General features: G+C 44.3%; 18 protein-coding genes, 1 tRNA gene and 2 pseudogenes. 7 read left to right on the top strand and 14 right to left on the bottom strand.

Annotation, left to right across the window (positions count from 1 at the left end; all coding sequences use genetic code 11):
- Window positions 1-21 precede the first annotated feature (21 nt).
- The 11 genes and pseudogenes from SG35_RS01625 to SG35_RS01675 all read right to left on the bottom strand — a co-directional run.
- A complete protein-coding gene (locus SG35_RS01625) occupies window positions 22-1,218 on the bottom strand; it encodes an efflux RND transporter periplasmic adaptor subunit (RefSeq protein WP_044834044.1) in 1,197 nt (398 codons plus the stop codon).
- A 342-nt stretch (window positions 1,219-1,560) separates the two neighbouring features.
- Window positions 1,561-2,457 (bottom strand): hypothetical protein, encoded by an 897-nt coding sequence (locus tag SG35_RS01630; protein WP_044834045.1) that lies wholly within the window; start codon window positions 2,455-2,457, stop codon window positions 1,561-1,563.
- 146 nt (window positions 2,458-2,603) lie between these two features.
- Window positions 2,604-2,679 (bottom strand) — tRNA-His (locus tag SG35_RS01635).
- A gap of 320 nt (window positions 2,680-2,999) precedes the next feature.
- Window positions 3,000-4,370 carry an oxygen-independent coproporphyrinogen III oxidase gene (hemN, locus tag SG35_RS01640; protein WP_044834047.1) on the bottom strand — a complete coding sequence of 457 codons (1,371 nt, stop codon included), beginning with the start codon at window positions 4,368-4,370 and terminating at the stop codon, window positions 3,000-3,002.
- Window positions 4,371-4,681: 311 nt separating this feature from the next.
- Complete coding sequence (locus tag SG35_RS01645) at window positions 4,682-4,993, bottom strand: TraR/DksA family transcriptional regulator (protein ID WP_044834048.1); 312 nt, start codon at window positions 4,991-4,993, stop codon at window positions 4,682-4,684.
- Window positions 4,994-5,148: 155 nt separating this feature from the next.
- Window positions 5,149-5,637 (bottom strand): DUF2489 domain-containing protein, encoded by a 489-nt coding sequence (locus SG35_RS01650; protein ID WP_044834049.1) that lies wholly within the window; start codon window positions 5,635-5,637, stop codon window positions 5,149-5,151.
- Between the two features lie 10 nt (window positions 5,638-5,647).
- Window positions 5,648-6,217, bottom strand: a complete 570-nt coding sequence (gene yihI / locus SG35_RS01655; RefSeq protein WP_044834050.1) for a Der GTPase-activating protein YihI — start codon at window positions 6,215-6,217, stop codon at window positions 5,648-5,650.
- 830 nt (window positions 6,218-7,047) lie between these two features.
- The gene (locus tag SG35_RS01660) at window positions 7,048-7,578 is read right to left on the bottom strand and encodes a VOC family protein (protein WP_044834051.1); all 531 of its coding nucleotides are present in this window, start codon (window positions 7,576-7,578) and stop codon (window positions 7,048-7,050) included.
- Window positions 7,579-7,752: 174 nt separating this feature from the next.
- Window positions 7,753-9,546: a M61 family metallopeptidase gene (locus tag SG35_RS01665; RefSeq protein ID WP_044834052.1), complete on the bottom strand. Its 1,794-nt coding sequence runs from the start codon at window positions 9,544-9,546 to the stop codon at window positions 7,753-7,755.
- 203 nt (window positions 9,547-9,749) lie between these two features.
- Window positions 9,750-10,610 (bottom strand): formyltetrahydrofolate deformylase, encoded by an 861-nt coding sequence (gene purU, locus SG35_RS01670; protein WP_044834053.1) that lies wholly within the window; start codon window positions 10,608-10,610, stop codon window positions 9,750-9,752.
- Between the two features lie 534 nt (window positions 10,611-11,144).
- Window positions 11,145-11,348, bottom strand: a pseudogene (locus tag SG35_RS01675) (VF530 family protein); the annotation flags it as partial.
- A gap of 219 nt (window positions 11,349-11,567) precedes the next feature.
- On the opposite strand from SG35_RS01675, the gene SG35_RS01680 reads away from it, so the two are divergent.
- From SG35_RS01680 to SG35_RS01690, 3 genes are all read left to right on the top strand, one after another.
- Window positions 11,568-13,457, top strand: coding sequence for a methyl-accepting chemotaxis protein (locus SG35_RS01680; protein WP_044834055.1), 1,890 nt, complete (start codon window positions 11,568-11,570; stop codon window positions 13,455-13,457).
- Window positions 13,458-13,557: 100 nt separating this feature from the next.
- Window positions 13,558-14,196: a peroxiredoxin-like family protein gene (locus SG35_RS01685; protein WP_044834056.1), complete on the top strand. Its 639-nt coding sequence runs from the start codon at window positions 13,558-13,560 to the stop codon at window positions 14,194-14,196.
- Window positions 14,197-14,514: 318 nt separating this feature from the next.
- Window positions 14,515-14,724: a hypothetical protein gene (locus SG35_RS01690; protein WP_044834057.1), complete on the top strand. Its 210-nt coding sequence runs from the start codon at window positions 14,515-14,517 to the stop codon at window positions 14,722-14,724.
- Window positions 14,725-14,946: 222 nt separating this feature from the next.
- Here SG35_RS01690 and SG35_RS32050 read toward each other — a convergent pair.
- Window positions 14,947-15,084 (bottom strand): annotated as a pseudogene (locus SG35_RS32050) (excalibur calcium-binding domain-containing protein); the annotation flags it as partial.
- Window positions 15,085-15,676: 592 nt separating this feature from the next.
- Here SG35_RS32050 and SG35_RS01700 point away from each other — a divergent pair.
- Window positions 15,677-16,450: a PEP-CTERM sorting domain-containing protein gene (locus tag SG35_RS01700; protein WP_044834058.1), complete on the top strand. Its 774-nt coding sequence runs from the start codon at window positions 15,677-15,679 to the stop codon at window positions 16,448-16,450.
- A 49-nt stretch (window positions 16,451-16,499) separates the two neighbouring features.
- Here the strand turns inward: SG35_RS01700 and SG35_RS01705 are convergent, their stop codons facing one another.
- Entirely contained in the window at window positions 16,500-16,757 is a 258-nt protein-coding gene (locus tag SG35_RS01705; protein ID WP_044834059.1) for a helix-turn-helix domain-containing protein, read from the bottom strand.
- A 324-nt stretch (window positions 16,758-17,081) separates the two neighbouring features.
- On the opposite strand from SG35_RS01705, the gene SG35_RS01710 reads away from it, so the two are divergent.
- From SG35_RS01710 to SG35_RS01720, 3 genes are all read left to right on the top strand, one after another.
- Window positions 17,082-17,408, top strand: coding sequence for a helix-turn-helix transcriptional regulator (locus SG35_RS01710; protein ID WP_044834060.1), 327 nt, complete (start codon window positions 17,082-17,084; stop codon window positions 17,406-17,408).
- Between the two features lie 293 nt (window positions 17,409-17,701).
- Window positions 17,702-18,214, top strand: a complete 513-nt coding sequence (locus SG35_RS01715; RefSeq protein WP_152646694.1) for a hypothetical protein — start codon at window positions 17,702-17,704, stop codon at window positions 18,212-18,214.
- A 433-nt stretch (window positions 18,215-18,647) separates the two neighbouring features.
- Window positions 18,648-19,436, top strand: a complete 789-nt coding sequence (locus SG35_RS01720) for a hypothetical protein (RefSeq protein ID WP_044834062.1) — start codon at window positions 18,648-18,650, stop codon at window positions 19,434-19,436.
- Window positions 19,437-19,855: 419 nt separating this feature from the next.
- Here the strand turns inward: SG35_RS01720 and SG35_RS01725 are convergent, their stop codons facing one another.
- Entirely contained in the window at window positions 19,856-20,320 is a 465-nt protein-coding gene (locus SG35_RS01725; protein WP_044834063.1) for a hypothetical protein, read from the bottom strand.
- Between the last annotated feature and the right edge of the window lie 51 nt (window positions 20,321-20,371).

Raw genomic sequence — 20,371 nt, forward strand, 5'->3', positions numbered from 1 at the left:
ATTGCGTTGCTAAATTTTCAGCTAGCGTAAGTGTATTTGTCCTAATTCATCATATTTATTCGTTGAAGATATGATCACTTGATCACCTGCCCTAAGCGAGGAAAGCACCTCAATATCGTCAACAGAACTACGGCCAAACTTAATTTTCTTACGCGCCGCAACGGTTTGAGTTTCATTCAACACAAAAAGACTGCTTGAGGAGTATTCCTGTGTGAATACCGGTCGTTTTAACTTTAAGATATTTTTTAAATGCTCGAGTTCTATCACGCCATCAATACGCAGATCAGGACGGGCACCTTGAAGTGCGCCATCGTTAAAGAAAACGTCGACCTTAACAACTCCCTGTTGTACCGAAGGGTTGATGCGCCTGACTACGCCTTGAGCCATATTGCCGCCAGCCGATAACATCACCGCCTGGCCTTTTTCTACCTCTTTCACCTGGCTTTCCTGGACCAGTAACTCGGCCTTTAAATTATCCTGTTCGGCAATGCGCGCGAGCACGGTACCAACTTTGAAAGGCTCGCCAACCTGTAAAGTGACTTCTTGTATGATGCCTTTGGTGCTGGCTTTCACCGTTAAGTCATCGGCAAGCTTTTCTTGCAAGGCTAAATGGCGCGTTGCTTTGTTGATTTGCGCTTTAGCAGCCGAAAGTTCTGCTTGTTTTAATGCCGGCAGGCTTGCCAGTAACTCAAGTTCTAATTCATGCTGAAATTTAAGTTGCTGTTCTAACAGTATTGATTCGTTGTAGTCGATATTGGACACGGCTCCTGTATTTAACAATCGCTGATTCGCTTCTCTTCTTAACCTGGTCATTTCATACCGGGCATTAAAGTCTGCCACTACAATACGTTGCTTTAATATCGATTGCTGCCATCGCTGTTGAAGTGAGTGATATCCGGCCCGGAGTACTTCAACTTCAAATTTAGCTTTATCAACGGCCTGGCTCAATTCAGGATTATCAAGCACCATTACCACTGTGCCTATGTCAACTTCATCGCTGGCTTCAAGCAATATTTCTTTGACCCGCCCGTTAGAAGTTGCAGATAAAAAGTTCGAGGCAATGGGCACTAAAGTTCCCGGTGCCCTCACTTCCCGAATCAAGTCACCATTTTCTACCGTGGCAATGATAAAGTCTTCTTGAGATACCAGGGTATTATTACTCATTGCCTGTATACGGCCCCATGCCAGAGCCAATATTGTTACAACAGCGATAACCATAAAAGCTTGCTTAAAAGAGATAAGTCGATTTGAATTTTTGTCTGGGATCTGCATATAAGTTCACTCAACTAACATTCATGTTTTTATCTTATTGCTAATAGCTTGCCTTCATAAAATAAAGGAAACAAAGAAAGCAGGTTTATAAAGTTTGATGAGTAAATTAGACAAATTCAGCTGATTGGCAAAGGCCCAATATGTGTCAATTATTGGTTTATTTCCGGTAGAAAAGGCCAATTATGTGTCTATTTTGTCTAAAAAACACTCATTTAACAAGTATGGGGGGTTGAGTCAAGTGGTTGTTGTTAAAGGTGTTTTATAAATACGGAGGCAAAAGTTAGCACACTAACGCAATTTGTCTGCAATTTTTGCCGTATAAATTGATATTTCAGTCGACATTTGCGGGCTTGGTTCAGGTAAAGCCGTTAACATCTCACTTGCATTACGAAAATATGATTGGGCTGTCTGATAGTTTGAACGGTACATCTCACTTTTACCAAGTTCGATGTTAAGGGTAATATTATCCCGGATCCTGCGATACTCTAATTGTTCAGATAGAAAGGTGATATAAGCTTGGTTTTGGGAGGGCTCGGTTATAGGCAAAGATGAATTCAGGCTATTATTTTCAGCTTTTAACTGCATTAAAGCATTATGAAACAATTTGCCATAATGGCAGGGGTCGGCCTTATCTTCTTCCTCAAAAACACCGAGCGATGGGGAATAACCGGTCCAGCACTGCGAATCATTTGCTGTTATGTTATTTTCAGTGGTTATCGAGTTTGAATCATTGAAAGGAAGGAGGGTGATAACATACCATGCCGCCACGAATAATATAACCAGAGTAAAAATAATTAGAACCGGCCTTTTATTTTGGTCTGTTGAATAATCCGTGATGTTTAATTTTCTTTGCAAGGCGTATTCTTGTCTTAATTTTTCCTTCTGCTCTAAATCGCTTTGATGATTACTTTTTGTCAAAGAGTTTTCAAAACAATAATGACGAAACTCTTCATCATTTAAACTCAAACTTTGCGGATCTAATTTAAATAGCTGAAGGATTTTAGTGACATGTCGATCTGGTACTACGGGGTATCTTGGATTACCCAACCGATCCCGGCTTGCGAACCATCGGGTCAGTGAGGTGGGATCTAAACTTAAATGTGTTGCCAGTTGCTTGCGGGTTTTAATTTCAGGATTTAAACCGCTACGCAACAGGGTATTAAGCTTGTTTCGATCTATTTTCACAATAATATGCCGATAACGTTCACCTCTCGGTGATGAGTACTGTTTAGCTTCGAATAGTAAAAATTATATAGTTAAATAATGTTAAGCGGAAGCGTATTTAAACGAACTTGTATATCTTAGATATTTTTGATTTGAGAGAAGAAAGATGGGGTGGCTAATGGGACTTGAACCCACGACAACCGGAATCACAATCCGGGGCTCTACCAACTGAGCTATAGCCACCACTGAGGTGTGTCTACTGCTGTTTTCAAACAGTGCGCGGATTCTATATCGGTATTTGGGCTTTGACAAGAGCCTTTTTAAAGTTTTTTTACTTTTTTCGTTTATTTGCTTTTTATTTGTGCTTTCTGCACATTTTTTCTGATTTTTCTGGTGGAGCTGATAGTTCATTAAAGAAATGGCTGTTTATGCTGTTGGTTGAAGCAGGGTTGTTTGGGAAAGGTTTTTCGGATTGAGTTGGTTTTTCTATCCGGCAGGGAAAAATAAAAAAGGCGCCGAAAGAAAGCTCCCGGTGCCTTTTTGCTCGCTTTGTTCGTTGGGGTTTAAATCACCCGGGAAAAACGCTGGTGATTGCGCTGTTCTTTCATATAGGCGTCAAAAGTCATGCAGATGTTGCGGATCAATAACCGTGCTTTCTGGCTGACGGTGATGGCTTGGTCGGTATTGGTCAGCAAACCGTCGCTGATGAAAGTGCTTAGCGACGGCAGGTCGTCACTGAAATAATCGTCGAAATCGATAGCGAATTTGTCATTGATGGCTTTTTTGCTGACATAGTGGTTGCACATCAACTCGCGGATCACTTCGCCGCGGATGATATCGTCGTTTGTTAACGCCAGGCCTTTTTCCTGGGCGTGCTGGTGGTTTTCTATTTCTTGGTAATAGCTGTTGAGCTCTTTGACATTCTGGCTATAGCTGTTGCCGATGGCGCTGATGGCGGAAACCCCCAGGCCGAGCAAGTCACAATTGCCTTTGGTGGTATAACCCTGGAAGTTTCTGTGCAGGGTGCCGTTTTTCTGGGCGACGGCCAGCTCGTCGTCCGGTTTGGCGAAATGATCCATGCCGATAAAGTCATAGCCGAAACCGCACAGGGTTTCTATCGCCAGTTTCATCAGCGCGAATTTTTCATCGACGCTGGGTAACCATTCGTCCCGTAATTTTCTTTGCGCGGCGAAGCGGCTGGGTAAATGGGCGTAGCTGAACAGGGAAATGCGGTCTACGTCCATTTCATGGGCTTTGTTCAGGGTACGGGTGAAGGTGTCTATGCTCTGGTGGGGCAGGCCGTAGATTAAATCGATATTGATGGACTTAAAGCCGACCGCTTTTGCCTCGCGGATAAACTGGTGAATAAACTCGGTATCCTGCACCCGGTTAATGGCCTGCTGCACTTTAAGATCTATGTCTTGAACCCCTATGCTCAGGCGGTTAAAGCCGAGATCAAACAGGTGCTGAGCCAGATCCAGTTCAATTTCCCTGGGATCGATTTCAATGCTCATTTCCAGCTCATCGGAAAAGTTGAATTTTTTCTTGAGCAGGGTAACCAGCAAGGTGATTTGTTCATGGGTTAAAAAACTTGGCGTGCCGCCGCCCCAGTGTAGCTGTTTCACGGTATAGTCGGTAAATAGTGCCGCACGGGAAGAGATTTCCGCCGCTAAATATTCCAGGTAAGTATCGGCTTTATCGCGGTGACGGGTAACGACCTTGTTGCAGCCGCAGTAATAACAAAGGCTGTGACAAAAAGGAATATGCACATACAGGGACAGCTCGCGGTTTTCCGAATGGGTTATGGCCTGTACCATATCCTCTTGATTGAATTGGTCGTTAAATTCCAGCGCGGTCGGATACGAGGTATATCTGGGGCCGCTGGTATTGTACTTCTTCAGTAATTTGTTATCGAAAAACTGGCTTACTTGCATTGTATTCACCATAGAAAACGCTGGGTGCAAAATTCAGACAGCCAGTATAATCCGACGAGAGATTTGTACCTTGATCAAGCGCAAGCTTAGGCTAAAAAAGCCTAGAACCTGTAGGGTTTTTGTTTGATTGATAAGCGGTTTTGAGGTTAACTTGTCGCCTGGCAATTAAACCTGATGATAATGCAACTGCAACTGCAACTGCAACTGCAACTGCAACTGCTGCTCAAGCTCAGTCCCTTGATGCTTGAGCCGACTTTTTCTTTTGTGCTTAGGTTTTAGCTGGAAAAGAAAAGCGGGGATTCAAGTCGGGGTCAGTCGGCACATTGAATGCATTTAATCGCCGCCGGTTGCACATGCAATCTTTTCTCGGCAATTTCTTCGCCGCATTCCAGGCAGATGCCATAGTTGCCGCTATCTATGCGGGTAATGGCATTGGATAACTGCTGGATTTCTATTTTTGCCTCAGACTCCAGGGCGTTGAGGACTTCGTCGTTTTCTCTTTCTCCCGCTTGTTCCGACCAGTCGGCATTGCGGCCTTCGGCAAAGTCCTGATGGATGGAATCTATCCGCTGCTGAAGTGCAACAATGCGTTGGGTAAATTGTGTTTTCAGTTGCTCACTCATAATGTGCCCCTCAAAGTCTCTCTGGCCTGTATTCATGGCTTATTAATGCTGTTGCGGCTGATGGAGCTAAGCCGGCGGACAAAATTAACAGAGTAGAATTTTCACCAGAATTATTTGAATAAAGTACCGGACGATTAAGGTGAGCAGCGTCGAGATTATTTGCTTAGCAGCCGGTAGCGCTCGTTGGCGTACTGGTGTAAGAGTTCAAGATCCTGACTTACCTTATCCCGTAATTCGGCCTCAACCTTCATACGTTCCAGATCCTGTTTCATACGTTGCTGCTTAGCGAGTTGTTTACGCTCATCTAAAATCGTCAAATGCTTTATGCGATTATATAATTCAAATATAGCAGGAAATTGCTGATCCAGTGCGCTGCTCTTCTTTAATGAATCCAATAATACGCTTAAACGCCAGCAACCTTCGCTGTAATCGCATTGCTCTTCCTTCATCGCCCGGACTATGATGATAACGCTGTTAAGCACTTTCGCGTCGTGCTTGTCCAGGGCGGCCTGATGCTTTTGTTCGGCCTTTTGCTGTAAGAGCGTTTGCTGCTTTAACTGGCGCAATAATTTACCGGCATAAAATGCCAGTGCGGCTATGATGATAACCGCAACGATAATGGCTATTAACCAGGGGGTGGACATGGTTTATCCCTTATTCGAATTCCGACAGATCGCTGTTATCGAACTTATCCCAAAGCTCGTCTTCAGATGACGCTTTCTGCCCGGTTTCGCTTTCTTCGTCTTCATCATCCCAGCCCAGTAATTCACGCAATTGCTGGTGGCGGGTCATTTTTTCATTGAAGTAGTCGACTTCGGCTTCGCTCAGGGCGATCTCTTCTTCCTGTTTTTCGAGAATGCTTTGTAATTGCGCATCTTCTTCAATGGCGTATAACTCTTGCTCCAGCGAAGTATCCGGCTCGACATCGCGTATTGCGGCGATAGGCGAGGCCTGAACTTTGGCTTTCTTCGGCTGTTTCGTCATTGGCTGGGCCGGCTTACCCAAAGCTATCGGGGTTTTGCTGCCGATACGCGGATCTTTTTTAATTCCCGGACCCTGAGATCCTTTGGTTTTCTTTTTCGCTTCCGTTTGGCGGTTGCCCGGTTTATTGCCGGTTTGTTTTTTCGGTTTTTTATCGCTGCGCGGCGTTGTTTTTGTTTTGTCGTCTTTGACTATGCCGATGGAGCCGACTCCCGGCTTCCTGGATTTTCTTTTACGGGTCATAGGGAAAATAATCTTAATGCTGTTTGTGGCGGGTATTTTACGACATAAGTCAGCAATAGAAAAATAAAAGCGTATAAAGAAAAAAAGCGATGGCCATTGCCATCGCTTCTGGAGATTATCATTGCAGGCTTTGCCTGCAACTTTTAGTTTCCGATATAACCGGTTTCCCAACCTATTAGCACAGTCCCTGTAATCTCTGAACGCTTCCTATTTGTTTTTAATGCTTCCGTACTATATTTTTTTATTCTTGGTCTTCCTGACGCCTTATTGGCTGTCCATAAGGTCCTCTTGGACCTAAAAAGTACATCATCCTGATATTGAATAAACCATCCTTATTCAAAAATATTTATTCAAAATGCGAATAAACGATTGCTTTCCTTGCACATCAGTTCCCTGTTTTTATTATTTGCTGCCTGAGCAGCTGTTCAATACTTTACCCGAGATGAGCGCGGCAGCAAGTTATAAATGAAACTTTTTTAACGTTTTTTTATCGCGGAAATCTTACTTGCCTGTTTTTACTGGTAAAAAAAATGTAAAAAAATCTTTCGTTAATTAGAAAAAAAACCGTTAATGGCGAATGTCTTACAAAAAATCGGGTTATTGTCCTACGCTTGATTTGTTGTCTTTTTATACGAAAAACTTCGTTTATTTGCTTGTTTTTCAAGAGTGTCTGAATTCTTTACAACTTAATGCCGGTGCCGCCTGCGCACAGATCGGCAGATCAAAAAAACCAGCAAATGGCTTGCTGGTTTTTTCAAAAATATCACTCAAAAATTGGCTGAATTTCAGGTCATTCCTAAATGTAACCCAAATGTAGTCGCATCCGGCTGTTAATCCTGTTCATGTAACCAGGCAGCATGTCTGGGAGCGCGTTTGGTTTGTGACCATTCTTCTACCATTAGCGGTGCCACACGCTTGAGTTCGGCAAACTGCTCGGGTGTGCCGGTATTGGCAGCAAGCTCCAGGCGGTGACCGTTGGGATCGAAGAAATAGATAGATTTAAACACGCCGTGGTTTACCGGCCCCAGTACTTCTACGCCTTTGCCTTCAAGCTCTTCCTTGGCGGCAACCAGGGCATCAAGATCTTCCACTTCCAGGGCGATGTGCTGCACCCAGGTCGGGGTGTTTTCGTCACGGCCCATTTTCGGAGAGTTGGGGATCTCGAAAAATGCCAGGACATTGCCCATGCCGGCATCCAAGAAGGTATGCATATAAGGATCCGGCGCTTTCGTTGACGGTACTTCGTTTTCCGCGATAGCAACGGTAAGCTCCATATTTAACTTGTCTTTATACCATTCGACCGTTTCTTTGGTGTCCATGCAGCGGTAGGCCACGTGATGAAAGCGTTTTAAATTAATCATAATCTTCCGGGGGGTTAGTTATCCTCATGGCGTTAGTTTGTACCATAAAGGGGGATTTTTCCCAAAATTTCGTGTGAGTTAACTGCCGGGGCAGGCGTCAGCTATTTAATACGGGTGTACAAATAATTGTACACCCCTTGATAGCTATGGCGCTTCAGCCTTTCTCCGGGCAGATCAGGCAATGATGTTCTGCCAGTTGGCGGCCCGTTCGGCATCGGTTACGCTGATCTTGATTGCCGACAACGGTGAATCGGTAAAGGCTATTTCGGAACACAACAACTGGTCATCGCGGAAATAAAAACAGCTGACCGCTTGCCCGGCACTTAAGTGTTCGCCAAGCTGCTGCAGGGACTTTTCCGTGACCTTAAGGTTGTCCACGGCAATGAGCACATCATTGACTGCCAGCCCCGCTTTGGCGGCGGGGGAGCCTTCCACCACCACAGATATTTTCAAGCCGCCTGCCTGCTCTTTATATTGTGCCCCCAGGTAAGGAACGTAATCTTCGCTGCCTATGGTGTCCAGGCTGTTCAGGCTTTTGAATTTTTGTCCCTCAAAGCTTACCCCGACTTTCTCCAGTAAAGGCGCCAGGGCTACCCGGTCCGGGGTATGTAGCAGGGCTTTAAAGGGGGCACCGATATCTTCACCGCATAAAATGTTGGCGATATTGATAAAGTCGTCTTCCTGGGTGCCGATACCGGGACGGCCGAAGTGGATCCATAACTCCCGCATCAGGGTATCCAAACTGTATAATCCGGCGGATTTCTCCCTGATGGTCAGATCCAGCCATAAGGCGATTAACGAGCCTTTGGTGTAATAGCTGACGATATTGTTGACCGCATCCGGTCCCTGTTGATAGAACTTGGTCCAGGCATCAAAGCTGGACTCGGTCACGCTCTGTTTGAGCTCGCCGCCGCCGCGGTAAACCCGGGTGGCGGTTTTGCTGAGCAACTCCAAATATTGCTCAAACGGGATGATGCCGGCGCGGAACAGGGAAAAGTCGTCATAATAGGAAGTGATGCCTTCATAGGCCCATAACTGCTTGGTATGGGATTCTTTTTGCAGATTATAGGGGACAAACTCTTTTGGTTTGATGCGGCAGACATTCCAGGCGTGGAAATACTCGTGCGAGCATAAGCTGAGGAACGTTTTGTAGTTATCGCTTAATTCCTCCGGTTTGTTCGGGTTGGGCAGGTCAAAGCGGCTGGCCTGCAACACGGTCGAGTTTTTATGCTCCAACCCGCCAAAACCGCTGGCAAGCAAATGGGTGATAAACCAGTACTCGGTAAACGGTACTTCGCCGAACAGCTTGATATGGTGCTGGCACAACTTGGCGACATCATCCGCCAGGCGCTGGTGGTCGCCGTAATGGCCGCTGGTAAAGACCAGGTGATGCACCACGCCTTCGACGGTAAATTCAAAGGTGTCCAGTACCCCTATGGCTACCGGGCAGTCGATCAATTCATGGTAATCGGCGGCAATATAGTCGCCGAAGGCATATTTTTCGGTACCTGTTGCCCGGGACATGCCGGTGGCCACCTGCCAGTTATCGGCTTGTCCGGGAGGATTGATGGTGAGCTGGCAGGCATGATCCCTCAGCTCTTCCACCGCCAGGAAAGTGGAGCTGCCGTTAAAGAAACCCCGCTGGCTGTCTAAGTAGGCGGTGCGCACCGAAAGATCGAAAGCAAACACCTGGTAGCTCAGGCTCACTTGCTCATCAGTTGCGGTAATATGCCAGGTTTGCTTATCGCTCTTCTCTGTCGCCAGGGCCTGGCCGTCGGCGGAAACTGCGCTTAGTTCAATGATATTTTTCGCAAAGTCCCTGATCATATAGCTGCCGGGCAACCAGGCGGGCAGGTTCAGGGTATAGCTTTTTCCCGGCTCGCTGGCAAAGGTCATTTCTACGCCGAACAGATGGCTGTGAATATTGTCCGGGGTGATCTGATAACAAATTTTATTTTTATGTTTCATATAGGTAACCAGGGTAATTGTAATCTTGCTTGATTGGTTGGCTTATTCGCCGGGCCAAAGGAAGTAGGTGAAGTCTGGTTTGCACTTGATTTCAGCACCGTCCCTTAGCGCACTGTATTACTTAACTAATAATAGTAGCGATACCGGAGCAGGATAAAGAAAACTCCTGTTCCGGCATATTTGATTGCTTGTTTTGGCTTTTATTAAGCCAGGATAACGGTTTTGTCGCCGTTGAGGCAGATACGTTGCTGGGCATGCATTTTCACGGCATGGCACAGGGCGGTGGCTTCTAAGTCATGGCCCGAGTGCACCATTTGTTCAACGGTGAAGGTATGGTTAATGGGTTTGACTTCCTGCACGATAATCGGACCTTCATCAAGATCTGCGGTCACATAGTGGGCGGTGGCGCCGATCACTTTCACCCCGCGGGCATGGGCCTGGTGATAAGGTTTCGCGCCCTTGAAACTGGGCAAAAACGAGTGATGGATATTAATGGCATTGCCCTGGAGTTTGACACACATATCGTCGGATAAAATCTGCATATAACGGGCAAGCACCAGCAGTTCGGCATCGGCGCTTTTCATCACGTCCAGGATGGCGGCTTCCTGTTGGGGTTTATTTTCCTTGTTGACCGGCAGGTGATGGTAGGGAATGCCATGCCACTCCACTAAAGACTGACAATCCGGGTGGTTGGATACCACGGCAACAATATTCACCGGCAGCACGCCAGCTTTCCACTTGGTTAATAACGAGACCAGGCAGTGATCGTCTTTGGATACGGCAATCACGATATTGGGCAAGTCGTTGGCATTTCTGATGCGATAGCTCAGGTTCAGCGGTTTGGCCAGCTCGTCGATGGCGCTGACAAATTCTTCAAACGGCACTTTCAGGTTGCGGTCGTCAAAGGCGATACGGGAAAAAAAGGTATCGGTAGAGGGGTCGCTGTACTGTGAAGTTTCGGTAATAAAGGCGCCGTGTTCAAACAGATTATGGGTAACTTTTGCTAAGACGCCTGAAGTATCAGGACATTGCCAGGTTAAAACGTATTGATTATTGATTTGCATAATGTCTCACTTGATAGAAAAAGTTATTGTTTACCTTGCTTGGTCCTGATTGATTCTTATCCGATTTTTCCCGGTTGTGAAAACGTTTGCGTTACCCCTGATAACTATGCTCTATGTCCTTTTACAGGTAAAAAGAGAGCAACAGTAAAGCCTAAGCCCCATATTCCGGGTTAACGGCGAGGTGTGCTGAAAGTTTTCGACAACAGAGAAGCGATTTAAATTTGAAAACGGCAAAGTCTGAGCTTAATACCAAATGAAATAATGAATTAACCATCTTCAACGGTCTAAACTTTCAATTTCTTCGTTGCGCTCAATCCCAATAGCTGGCTATTGCTCAATCACGCGCCTCGCCTGCATGGATGCAGGTGCTTAGCTATAGTCTGGAACCATATAGCTGTGAACTTGAATGCTTATCTTCATTGAATCTTGGTCACTTCTTTATTACGTTTGGTATGCAGGTTATTTCCTGCCCGGTTAATTTACGACAGAAACTCACTTGTAGGCAAGGGCTCAGTGGCTGAATTTGTGTTTATTTTTTATATAGAGGTTTTCTACTTTGGTCCGGGCCCAGGGGGTCTTGCGTAAGAACTTCAGTGATGACTTGATGCTGGGATCGTGGGTAAAGCAGCGTATCTTGATGATTTGCCCTAATTCTTCAAAACCGTAATGCTCCACCAGCTCAGTGACTATGGTTTGTAAGGTAATGCCGTGCAAGGGATTAAAGGGTTGTTCGTTCATGTTTTTCTCTGTGGTGATATCGGCCTGCCGTTATTGTATCAAGTTAAGGACGGGGAGCGCGAAAAATTATCTGCAAGAAAAATCTCTGTACGCAGCCCATTAATTAGTTAAGAATGAATCAACAGTATTTTTGCGTACAGCCAGGGAAATTGCTTTGGTTATTCTTGCCGGATAACTAAGCTTGAGTCGGCCTCTGGCGATAAACGGATAGTTTTTGTTATGTTCAGCCAATTAAAATTTGCCCATAAAATCATCTTAACCGCAGCGGCCTTGCTTATTCTAACCCTGACGGTGTCAAGCGCTTACCACTACCTTAAAATCAACCAGCAAACCGAAACCAACCTGGAGCGGGGCATTAATGAAATCGCCCGCTCGGTGTCGGGGAATATTGCCAACTGGCTCAACAGCAAACTGCAAATCGTCAATGCCATCGCCCAAAGCACCCGGGAAAGCAGCGACAGCGCCACCATTTTAGCGACGGTGCAGCAGGCACAGGTGGCCGGCTTGTTTAAAAACACCTATGTCGGGGTGGAACGCAGCGGCGAGTTTATTGTTGATGATGTCAGCATTAAACTGCCGGATGACTTTGATGCCAGGCAAAGGCCCTGGTATACCCAGGTAAAACAGGACAGAAAGTCTTCCTATACCGAACCATATGTCGATGCCTCGGTGAATAAACTGATTATTTCTGCGGTGGCGCCGATTGAGGATAACGGCCGTTTTATCGGGGCTGCCGGCGGTGATATTGAGCTGGATGAAATTGCCGACATTATCAATGCCATCGATTTCCTGGAATTGGGCTATGCCTATCTGGTGAGCGATAACGGTAAAATTCTCAGCCATCCGCAAAAACAATATCTGGATAAAAACATCGACACACTTTTTGGCTATCAACCCAGCTTTTCCCGTGAGTTGGTGGAAATTCCCGAGAAAGAGCAAATTGTCTCTTTTATCCCGGTAGAGGGCATTAGTTCGGTAAAATGGTATGTGGGTGTGGTGCTGGATCGCGATAAAGCTTATGCCCCTATGGTGACAGCAAGAAACAACGCCATCTTATCCGGTTTTATCAGTGTGGTGGCGACCATAGTCATTTTGCATTTATTGCTTAATCACCTGATGCGCCCCATCAATCACCTGACGCTGGCGATCAAAGATATTTCCCAGGGAGACGGCGATTTAACCAAGCGCCTGTCGGTAGACTCGCAAGATGAAATCGGCCAGTTATCCCATCATTTTAATGCCTTTATCGATACCATTCATGACTCCATGAAGCAGGTACACCAAACCGCCAGCGCCCTGGATCAACATATCAACAGCGTGCGCCAGAGCGCACTGTCCGGGATTGAAATGGCGGAGCAACAACTAAGCCGGGGCGACAGTGTCTCCAGCGCCATCTCCGAGCTTAACAGTTCGGCGCAAGAAATTTCCTCTAATGCGGTAACCGCCTCTAATTTAACCTCGGCGATGCAGGAACAGTCAAGGGAAGGGGTGGATGCCCTGAGCAATAACATTCATTCAATTGAGCACTTATCCACGACCATGGGGCAGTCGAGCGGCGAAATCGAAAAGCTGGCCACCGAAGCCCAGAATATCGGCAATATTCTCGATGTGATCAAAGGGGTCAGTTCGCAAACTAATTTGTTGGCATTAAATGCCGCCATTGAAGCGGCCCGGGCGGGGGAAGCCGGCCGCGGTTTTGCCGTGGTCGCCGATGAAGTGCGTCAACTGGCACAGCGTACCCAGGACGCCACCGGGGAAATTGAAGTGATGATCGAAAACCTGCAAAACGGCACCGGCGCCGTGGTCAGCAGTATGAGTCAAAGCCAGGAGAACAGCACTGCCAGTGTGGAAATGGCGGGGCTGGCCGATGAAAAAATGCAGCAGATTATCCAGTCCCTGACCCAGGTGGATATTGAAAATCATGCAGTATCCGACGCCACCCAGCAACAGGCGGCAGTGATCAAAAGCATAGACGAAGATATATTGCAGCTGATGGAGTTAAATCAGCAGGGGGTAAGCAACCTGCAGCAAACCCAGGATGCCTGCGATGGTCTGCAACAGGAATTTGCCGGGTTAAATACCCTGGTGGGGCAATTTAAAGTGTCTTGATAAGGTATATTTTTTTGCCGGGGGAATTTTATTCTAAGTTGCAGGGTCTTGTGCTGCAATCCATTAACATAGAATAATAACTCAGAGAGAGTACCCCAGGATGAAATGTATATATAAACTCTTAACCGCCGGTCTGGCTTTGTTGTTGACGCTTAGCGTTCAGGCAGCTAAGCCGATTGCTGAAGAGGCCGCTATGGTCAGCCCGCTGCTGAACGGTCAGCAGGTTCCGTCAGTGATGGCCACTACGGTGGCAGGCAAGCAGGTGAACTTACAGCAAGTGCTTACCGGCAAGAAAACCATTTTGTTTTTTTACCGCGGCGGCTGGTGTCCGTTTTGTAATACCCAGATGGGACAGCTAAAGCAGATCAGCAGTCGCTTAAATGGCATGGGGTTCCAGTTAATCGGCATATCTACCGATGCCCCGGAAGGCCTTCAAGCCAGCATCAAAGAGCGTGATTTAGACTATACCCTGCTTTCTGACTTTAACTCTAAAGTCAGCCAAAGTTTTGGCCTGGCGTTTTTTGCTTCACAAAAAACCACAGAGCGTTATGTCTCAAAAATGAAGCTCACCAATCCGCTGCAAAAAAACCGCCAGGGTGAAGAGCGCCTGGTATTACCGGCTCCTGCCGTTTATGTGTTTGATGCTAAAGGTTTGGTTCAGTTTAATTATGTAAATCCAAACTTTAGAGTGCGCTTAGATGAAGAGTTGTTACTGAAAGCGGCTGAATTGGTTAAGTAGGTTTCGGGCCTTATGCAACCAGGCATAAGGCAAACATAAAGGAACAAGCAGGGATATTTTTGCAACATTCCCTGAGGCGAAATTTTAAAGCCATTTATTTATAGGTTAATTTCTTATTATTACTTTACTTTTATAAGTTGGGGCTGCTGTCAGCAACGGCCGGGAAGTCTGATTGTTGTACTAATAAAAACAATGGTTGATAATGAGATGTTAAATATTTGTTGTTAATATTTGTATGGTAATTATACTGGCAGAGTCTTACTTATAAGATGCACAGCTTTATAGCTCTGGAAAACTAATACAAAGGAAAGTAATAAAATGATAAATAAAAATAAAAAATTTTTAAAAATGGCTTTATTAGGCATGTCTGTAGCCTTGGCGCCGACGATATCAACTGCCGCCGGTAGCTGTGGTAGTTATTGTCTGACTGAAGCGCGTAACTGTATCAGTGAAGGCAATAGCTCAAGCCATTGTTTTTCCGAATATGAAACTTGTATGATCAGAAACGGCTGTCCCGGCTGGGCATAACGCCCGCTCAGCTGTTGAGTTTTGAAGGATGGGTTCCTTAAATTGATGCCGTTATTTTAAAACGCTAATTTATAGAACCCAATTTATACATTTTCGATAAACAAAGAACCCTTTAAAGCAACGGCGTTGTTTTTAATGCTTTTTTTTGATTCATATTTGTTGCTTGTATAAGAGTTGGCGACAACCCTCTGCCATTGTTTGATGGTTGAACAGAGCCATTTGCTAAAAACGTGAATCATTCTCACATGGTTGTCCGTCATGGTCGCCATCCATCTTAGTGTTGGGACAGTTATTGATAAAATATATGGCTTATTCACGCGAGGTCATTTGGCTACAGTATTGGCGACCATCACATGAAAAGTGTGGCTTAGGGGTGTAACCGGGCGATGGTGTCTGTACCGGTTCGGGAGTGGGATTATTAGTTGAACTTTGGTAGTACTGCCATCCGACGGCGGCAATGAAAACCAGCAATAGTCGCTTTATCAAAGTAAACATCCTTATTTAAATAACGGCCAAAAGCAAAATTAATGCTTATCTATGATATTAGGCCAGCAGTGTTCACATCACCTGAGTTGAGCTAACCAACAAACCCTGGCACTAATATTACCCGCTATCTTATTCTTTTCTTTCAGCTACTGATATCAGCAAGTGTAGTGTCGGTTTTCTTTGCATTATAGCGGGCACTGCCTGAGCTTGCTTTTACTACAGTTTGTTTTATCAGCTTATTCTGTGATGGTATGTCGCTTGCTCTGGCAGTGCGAAGTAAAAATTCAGCGTGAGATATAAACCGGGCTTTAATCTCACTCTGAAGCCAAAACGATAATGGTTATGTAGGAGGCGGTTCATTCGGGCTTGCCAGATAACGCCGGCTAAGCATTTTTGACCGGGAGCCTTCCTGTATTCCTCCTACTTCACCGATGGATATCGTTTAAATACGTGAAAGGAGAGAGTAATGAAAAGTAAACTATTGAAGAACCTGTTTATTGTTATCCTGACCCTTAGCTACACTGCCCACGCAGTTTTAATTGAAGACAACCTCGACGACTATTTGTATTTACACTCTGCCAGCAATGATATATCGGGCTATTTTGACATGACCGGGCAAGAATATGAGCATGCCTGGGTAACCCTTTCTTTTGTTGATGATACCTACCTTTTTGCTGAGCAATATCCTTTCAACGATCAACGTCCTGTTGATGAGGGCGAACTTGATAATAGCCTGGGAGTGCAATCTTTTTATCGTCATAGTGCAGCTCAAGGTTCGTTCTTTTTTGATGGCTGGGAGCAGGTGACACATATACAGCAGGATATTATCGAAACGGCCTATATTAGCTTTGCTGATATTGCTGGCAATATCAGTATCGATTACATGGAGACACATACTATAGGGTTTCATGAACATAATGAGCCTGGCCATGATTGGAGTTTAGGTAGAAGGGATTGTCATCTGCCATGTCAGTTTTTCAATTTACAACATAGCGTAGAAACCTCGGGTTATACCGGCTATTTTACGGTGAGAGAGAGACTGTCGAAAGGCTTGATAGATCACGTGCTGGTTGACGGTAAACTTGAATTTGACATTGGTGTGGTCTCGGGAGATTTTTACCTGGCCTCGGCAACGATAAGAACTATCCCGGAGCCCGCCAGCTTAGGTTTGTTTCTGCTTGCCTTATTCGGACTGGTGTCTGTACAGCGAAAAAACAGCAGGACTTTGTCTGATTGTTAGTGCTATTAGCCCTTACCTTCAACTTTCAGGCGATTGTGAAAGTAGGGGCTTAAAGTGATTTCTTCTTTAATTTTTTCTGATACAAAGCGTCAAATTCAACAATGTTCAGCTTAAAAACCTGACAAATTTCAATAAGCTCAATATAGTCAAGTTTACGTTCGCCACTCTCATATTTAGAAACAAAACTTTGGGGTTTTCCGAGTAGTTCACCTAATTGTTCTTGCGTCATATCATCGTTTTGCTTGCGAAGCTCTCTGAGTAACTTCCTCAATATTACCCTTCTTTCATCCCAGGATTTGTTGGTCATTTGATATTTCAGCCGTGGTGGAAATATCCCAATTTAGTATATTTTTTCAAATATCCCATTTTGGGATATTTACTCTCAGGAAAAAGAGGTTTATCATGCCACTGGTTAACAGCGCCGGTAACATTAGCAAGCTCGAACAACTTGGATCCTCGTTCATCTGCTTCGCCGACAGGTTGGCAACTTGATGCTCAAGACATTGTTATTGTTAAAAGTGTCTTTGTGTTGATGTGCTGCCTTGCCCTGTTAACCACACTGGCAAACCGCTAGATAAACACGCCTTCCTTTAAGGCAATACGGACATAAAAAGAGTAAGTAGGGACATTTATGTTTAGATTCATGACTGGTGATGACTTACGGCGCATGAGATTGTCTTGCAACCGTACCACTGAAGATATGGCTAAAAAGATCTCGGTTAGCCGCACCACCTATGAAAAGTACGAGGCTGGCCTGGAGCAACCTACACCAGCTCATGCCTTTGCCCTGAATATTTATTGCCGGGTAAACATTATTCCCTTGTTCACGCAACTTCGTGAGCTCATAAACCATTTCAACCAATACAAGGATTTTAAAAATGATAAAGCCAACACTTACCGCATGCCAGCAGAGAAAAAACACCGCGAAACTGAATCGGACGAAGCTGAGCATAAGTGATCTCAAAATGATTTTTGGCGGCAGCGGTATTCATAACGGTGACGATCCGGCGGCAGCTACTATTGTTGTACCTGTAGCAGACAGCCAAGCGATGGAGCCTTTTAACCGTGATAGTGACAAGGATGTTATAGGCAAGTAGCGTAGCTGCTTGCCGGCAAGGTCAATAAACGAAGGATAAGGCTACAATGGCAAAATTAATTTTGATATTTCTGGGCGTCTGCTATGCAATCATAAGTCAGAACCCCTTGCATGTATCTGTTTTGATAAACATTTCATTATTACTGATCATCTTCATGAACAGGCATAATGTTAATATTGTGCATGTATGTGCAGCCTTGCTGGCGGTGTACTTGATTGAAATGCTCATTTTTGAAAACTTGATCGTCACCAAGAGTGAGTCTATGAGCCAGGTGTGGGTTAATGCCATTATCTATACGACACATTTAGTGATAGACCTGGTGTTATTCCTGCTGTTGGCTTTTAGGGCGCCTCTTACCAGGGCCAGGTTGCAGGCACAGGGTAAGCCTTATTGCCACGTTTTTACCTATAATAGTGAATTCGCTTTAGCCAGCTTGTTTGTTGTTTTTATGCTGGTAGATATGCTCGCATTAGCTGAGAATTTTATCAGGCATTTAGACGAGTTCGACCTGAGCGCAGAAACAGTGCAAATTTTTTCAAATTGGACCCTGGTCTTTTATAGCTATGTACCGGTAAAGAGTGTGCTGCTCGGCATCACCTTCTTGCTGATCTGGACTATGGCAACCTCAGTAGGTCAGGACAAATATGAAAAAGCAGCTGTGAGCTGATTTTTTACCTATCAAACAACACAGGGGATGAAATAGGCTCTGGCTGCCTGCTTCATCCTTTATTTATTTTACTATCAACAAACAATAGTTAACTGAGCAGGAGCAAGGGATCAGCTATTGTTCTTGCTATTTTATTTGCCGGTGCAAATGCAGAATTGAACAGCCAAAATCTGATTTCTTTCTTTTTTCTGCAGCTGTCGATAAGGGAAATTTGACAGCTGCGCGCCTGAGTTATTGTTTACTCCACGACAATCAAAAAATAATCCTGGTATAAAAGGCTGTTCAGCTTTTTAACAGTGTAAGTTTATGCATGTCCCGCTTTGTACTACTTTTAACCTCCACGCTTCTAAAATTACTAAAGAAAAAATAAATATTGACTTTTAATTGAGAAAACTATAATCCTTTGAATAACTTCATAAAAAGGATGTATAACATGCATAAAAAATTACTAACCGCAACACTACTAGCTTCATTAACAACTTTTTCTGCATTTTCTAAGGACAACATAATCGTTGATGTTAATAACCCAGTTGTTGGTCTGATCGGTGCGAGTTATGTCGACCCAGAAGCATCAATAAATAACACCGTAGGTTTAACCAGTTTAAATGGCTCATCTTACCGCGGTATTGCCGACTATTTAAAAGCGACAACCATCACAAAAGCAAAAGGTTTAGTGTATCGAGAAAATGCTGAAGGTGGTGCCACCAGTGGTGGTGCTAATGGCTTTAAATCAATGTTACAACAAGCGCAAGAATTGGTAGAGCACACCACACAATGGGCTGACGGTACACATATGAAAGCCGCGGTTATATTTTCATTTAATGACTGCAAACATACCTTAGCAGGTTTGTGTCCAAGTCAAAGTGACGTTATTAGCGCTTCAATAAACAATACACTTGATACGATAAATTACCTGCAAAGTAATAACGTTAAGGTTTTTATTGTACGTGCTCCAAGTTACGATGATCTAGACTTCCCATTAACAGAGCAAATATTTTCAGACGTTATTCCTGGTTTTGCAATGGTTGATGAGCAAGGTTATCAATTGATTCAAGATACTTTCCAAGAATATGTTCATAACCTTGATGGCGTAACAGTTATTGATGCATGGCAAGAATTTGACCATATGGGTGATGGCTTACACCCTGATCACAAAACAAAGCGAAAAGCGGCTAAAGTTATTAACAAAGTACTTGAAAAAGCACTAAAAGATAAAATGTAGTTTGTGTTTTATTGAATGCTCCATCAACTGTATTTTGAAGTGCTTTCATTGGGAAATAGATACCTCTGAATAAATGCAAACTTCCAATAACAAAAGTTATAGGAAATATAATTACGGGCATCAGTTCGATTATCTGTTATAAACTAAAAAATACCAACGTCTTGCTCAGTGGCGTGGTGAAGATGGCTGCTTTTGTGCAGTATTTTTGAACAAAAGAAGACAGCTTTACCACGTCCGCTGGAGCTACTTGTCAGGCTTTTTTTTATGACCAAACTTTGGCTTACCAACACGAGACAGCAAAAGAGCAATAGCTATGAGCAACATAATCGTGAAGCTATACATACCAAATGTTTGGAAAAACAGTAATGAAAGCCCAAATATTACTATGGCTACAAGTAGAAAAAGAAAGTTATTAATCATTATGCGTACTCAAAACTAAGTGGTGAGTTTTTCGCTCTCATACCGACGCTTTTTCTGAAAAGATGAGTTTTATCTAAAACTTGAGGATTACGAGTATAAAAAGAATGCCAACCTTTAAATTGTAATTGGTTCTGATAGGTAAATACAAACATATCAGATATTCGAGAACCACAGCTTAAAGATCTGCCACTAGCAACAGCAATACTACCAATTACAATACCTGTATAACCTGCTGCCCCAAAAGCGGCGGCAACGGCTAACTTTTCAAGCCCTATAGTGGCACCAATTAATTCCCCCATAGTTGCACCTTTACCTAGGGTACTTAAAGTACTAACAAGAATAGTAGCAGTGCCTATAGCTGTTTGATAACTATCAAACAATGTTGTCGGAACCGGTGCCCCAAGCTCTTTCATGTTTTCATTGAAGTATTTTTTGAAATCACCTGATGCGTAACATGTAGCCATTGTAGTTCCTTTACCTTATGCGCTTCCCTATATTTATAGCCTATTAAGCCT

The sequence above is a fragment of the Thalassomonas actiniarum genome (assembly GCF_000948975.2).
Taxonomy (GTDB): Bacteria; Pseudomonadota; Gammaproteobacteria; order Enterobacterales; family Alteromonadaceae; genus Thalassomonas; species Thalassomonas actiniarum.

Coding starts and splice junctions, on each gene's coding strand:
- SG35_RS01645 (WP_044834048.1), bottom strand. CDS start 4,993: ATGAGTGAGCAACTGAAAACACAATTTACCCAACGCATTGTTGCACTT.
- SG35_RS01660 (WP_044834051.1), bottom strand. CDS start 7,578: ATGATTAATTTAAAACGCTTTCATCACGTGGCCTACCGCTGCATGGAC.
- purU (WP_044834053.1), bottom strand. CDS start 10,610: ATGCAAATCAATAATCAATACGTTTTAACCTGGCAATGTCCTGATACT.
- SG35_RS01720 (WP_044834062.1), top strand. CDS start 18,648: ATGCATAAAAAATTACTAACCGCAACACTACTAGCTTCATTAACAACT.
- yihI (WP_044834050.1), bottom strand. CDS start 6,217: ATGACCCGTAAAAGAAAATCCAGGAAGCCGGGAGTCGGCTCCATCGGC.
- SG35_RS01680 (WP_044834055.1), top strand. CDS start 11,568: ATGTTCAGCCAATTAAAATTTGCCCATAAAATCATCTTAACCGCAGCG.
- SG35_RS01705 (WP_044834059.1), bottom strand. CDS start 16,757: ATGACCAACAAATCCTGGGATGAAAGAAGGGTAATATTGAGGAAGTTA.
- SG35_RS01690 (WP_044834057.1), top strand. CDS start 14,515: ATGATAAATAAAAATAAAAAATTTTTAAAAATGGCTTTATTAGGCATG.
- SG35_RS01625 (WP_044834044.1), bottom strand. CDS start 1,218: ATGGTTATCGCTGTTGTAACAATATTGGCTCTGGCATGGGGCCGTATA.
- SG35_RS01725 (WP_044834063.1), bottom strand. CDS start 20,320: ATGGCTACATGTTACGCATCAGGTGATTTCAAAAAATACTTCAATGAA.
- SG35_RS01685 (WP_044834056.1), top strand. CDS start 13,558: ATGAAATGTATATATAAACTCTTAACCGCCGGTCTGGCTTTGTTGTTG.
- SG35_RS01650 (WP_044834049.1), bottom strand. CDS start 5,637: ATGTCCACCCCCTGGTTAATAGCCATTATCGTTGCGGTTATCATCATA.
- SG35_RS01665 (WP_044834052.1), bottom strand. CDS start 9,546: ATGAAACATAAAAATAAAATTTGTTATCAGATCACCCCGGACAATATT.
- SG35_RS01715 (WP_152646694.1), top strand. CDS start 17,702: ATGAACAGGCATAATGTTAATATTGTGCATGTATGTGCAGCCTTGCTG.
- hemN (WP_044834047.1), bottom strand. CDS start 4,370: ATGCAAGTAAGCCAGTTTTTCGATAACAAATTACTGAAGAAGTACAAT.
- SG35_RS01710 (WP_044834060.1), top strand. CDS start 17,082: ATGTTTAGATTCATGACTGGTGATGACTTACGGCGCATGAGATTGTCT.
- SG35_RS01700 (WP_044834058.1), top strand. CDS start 15,677: ATGAAAAGTAAACTATTGAAGAACCTGTTTATTGTTATCCTGACCCTT.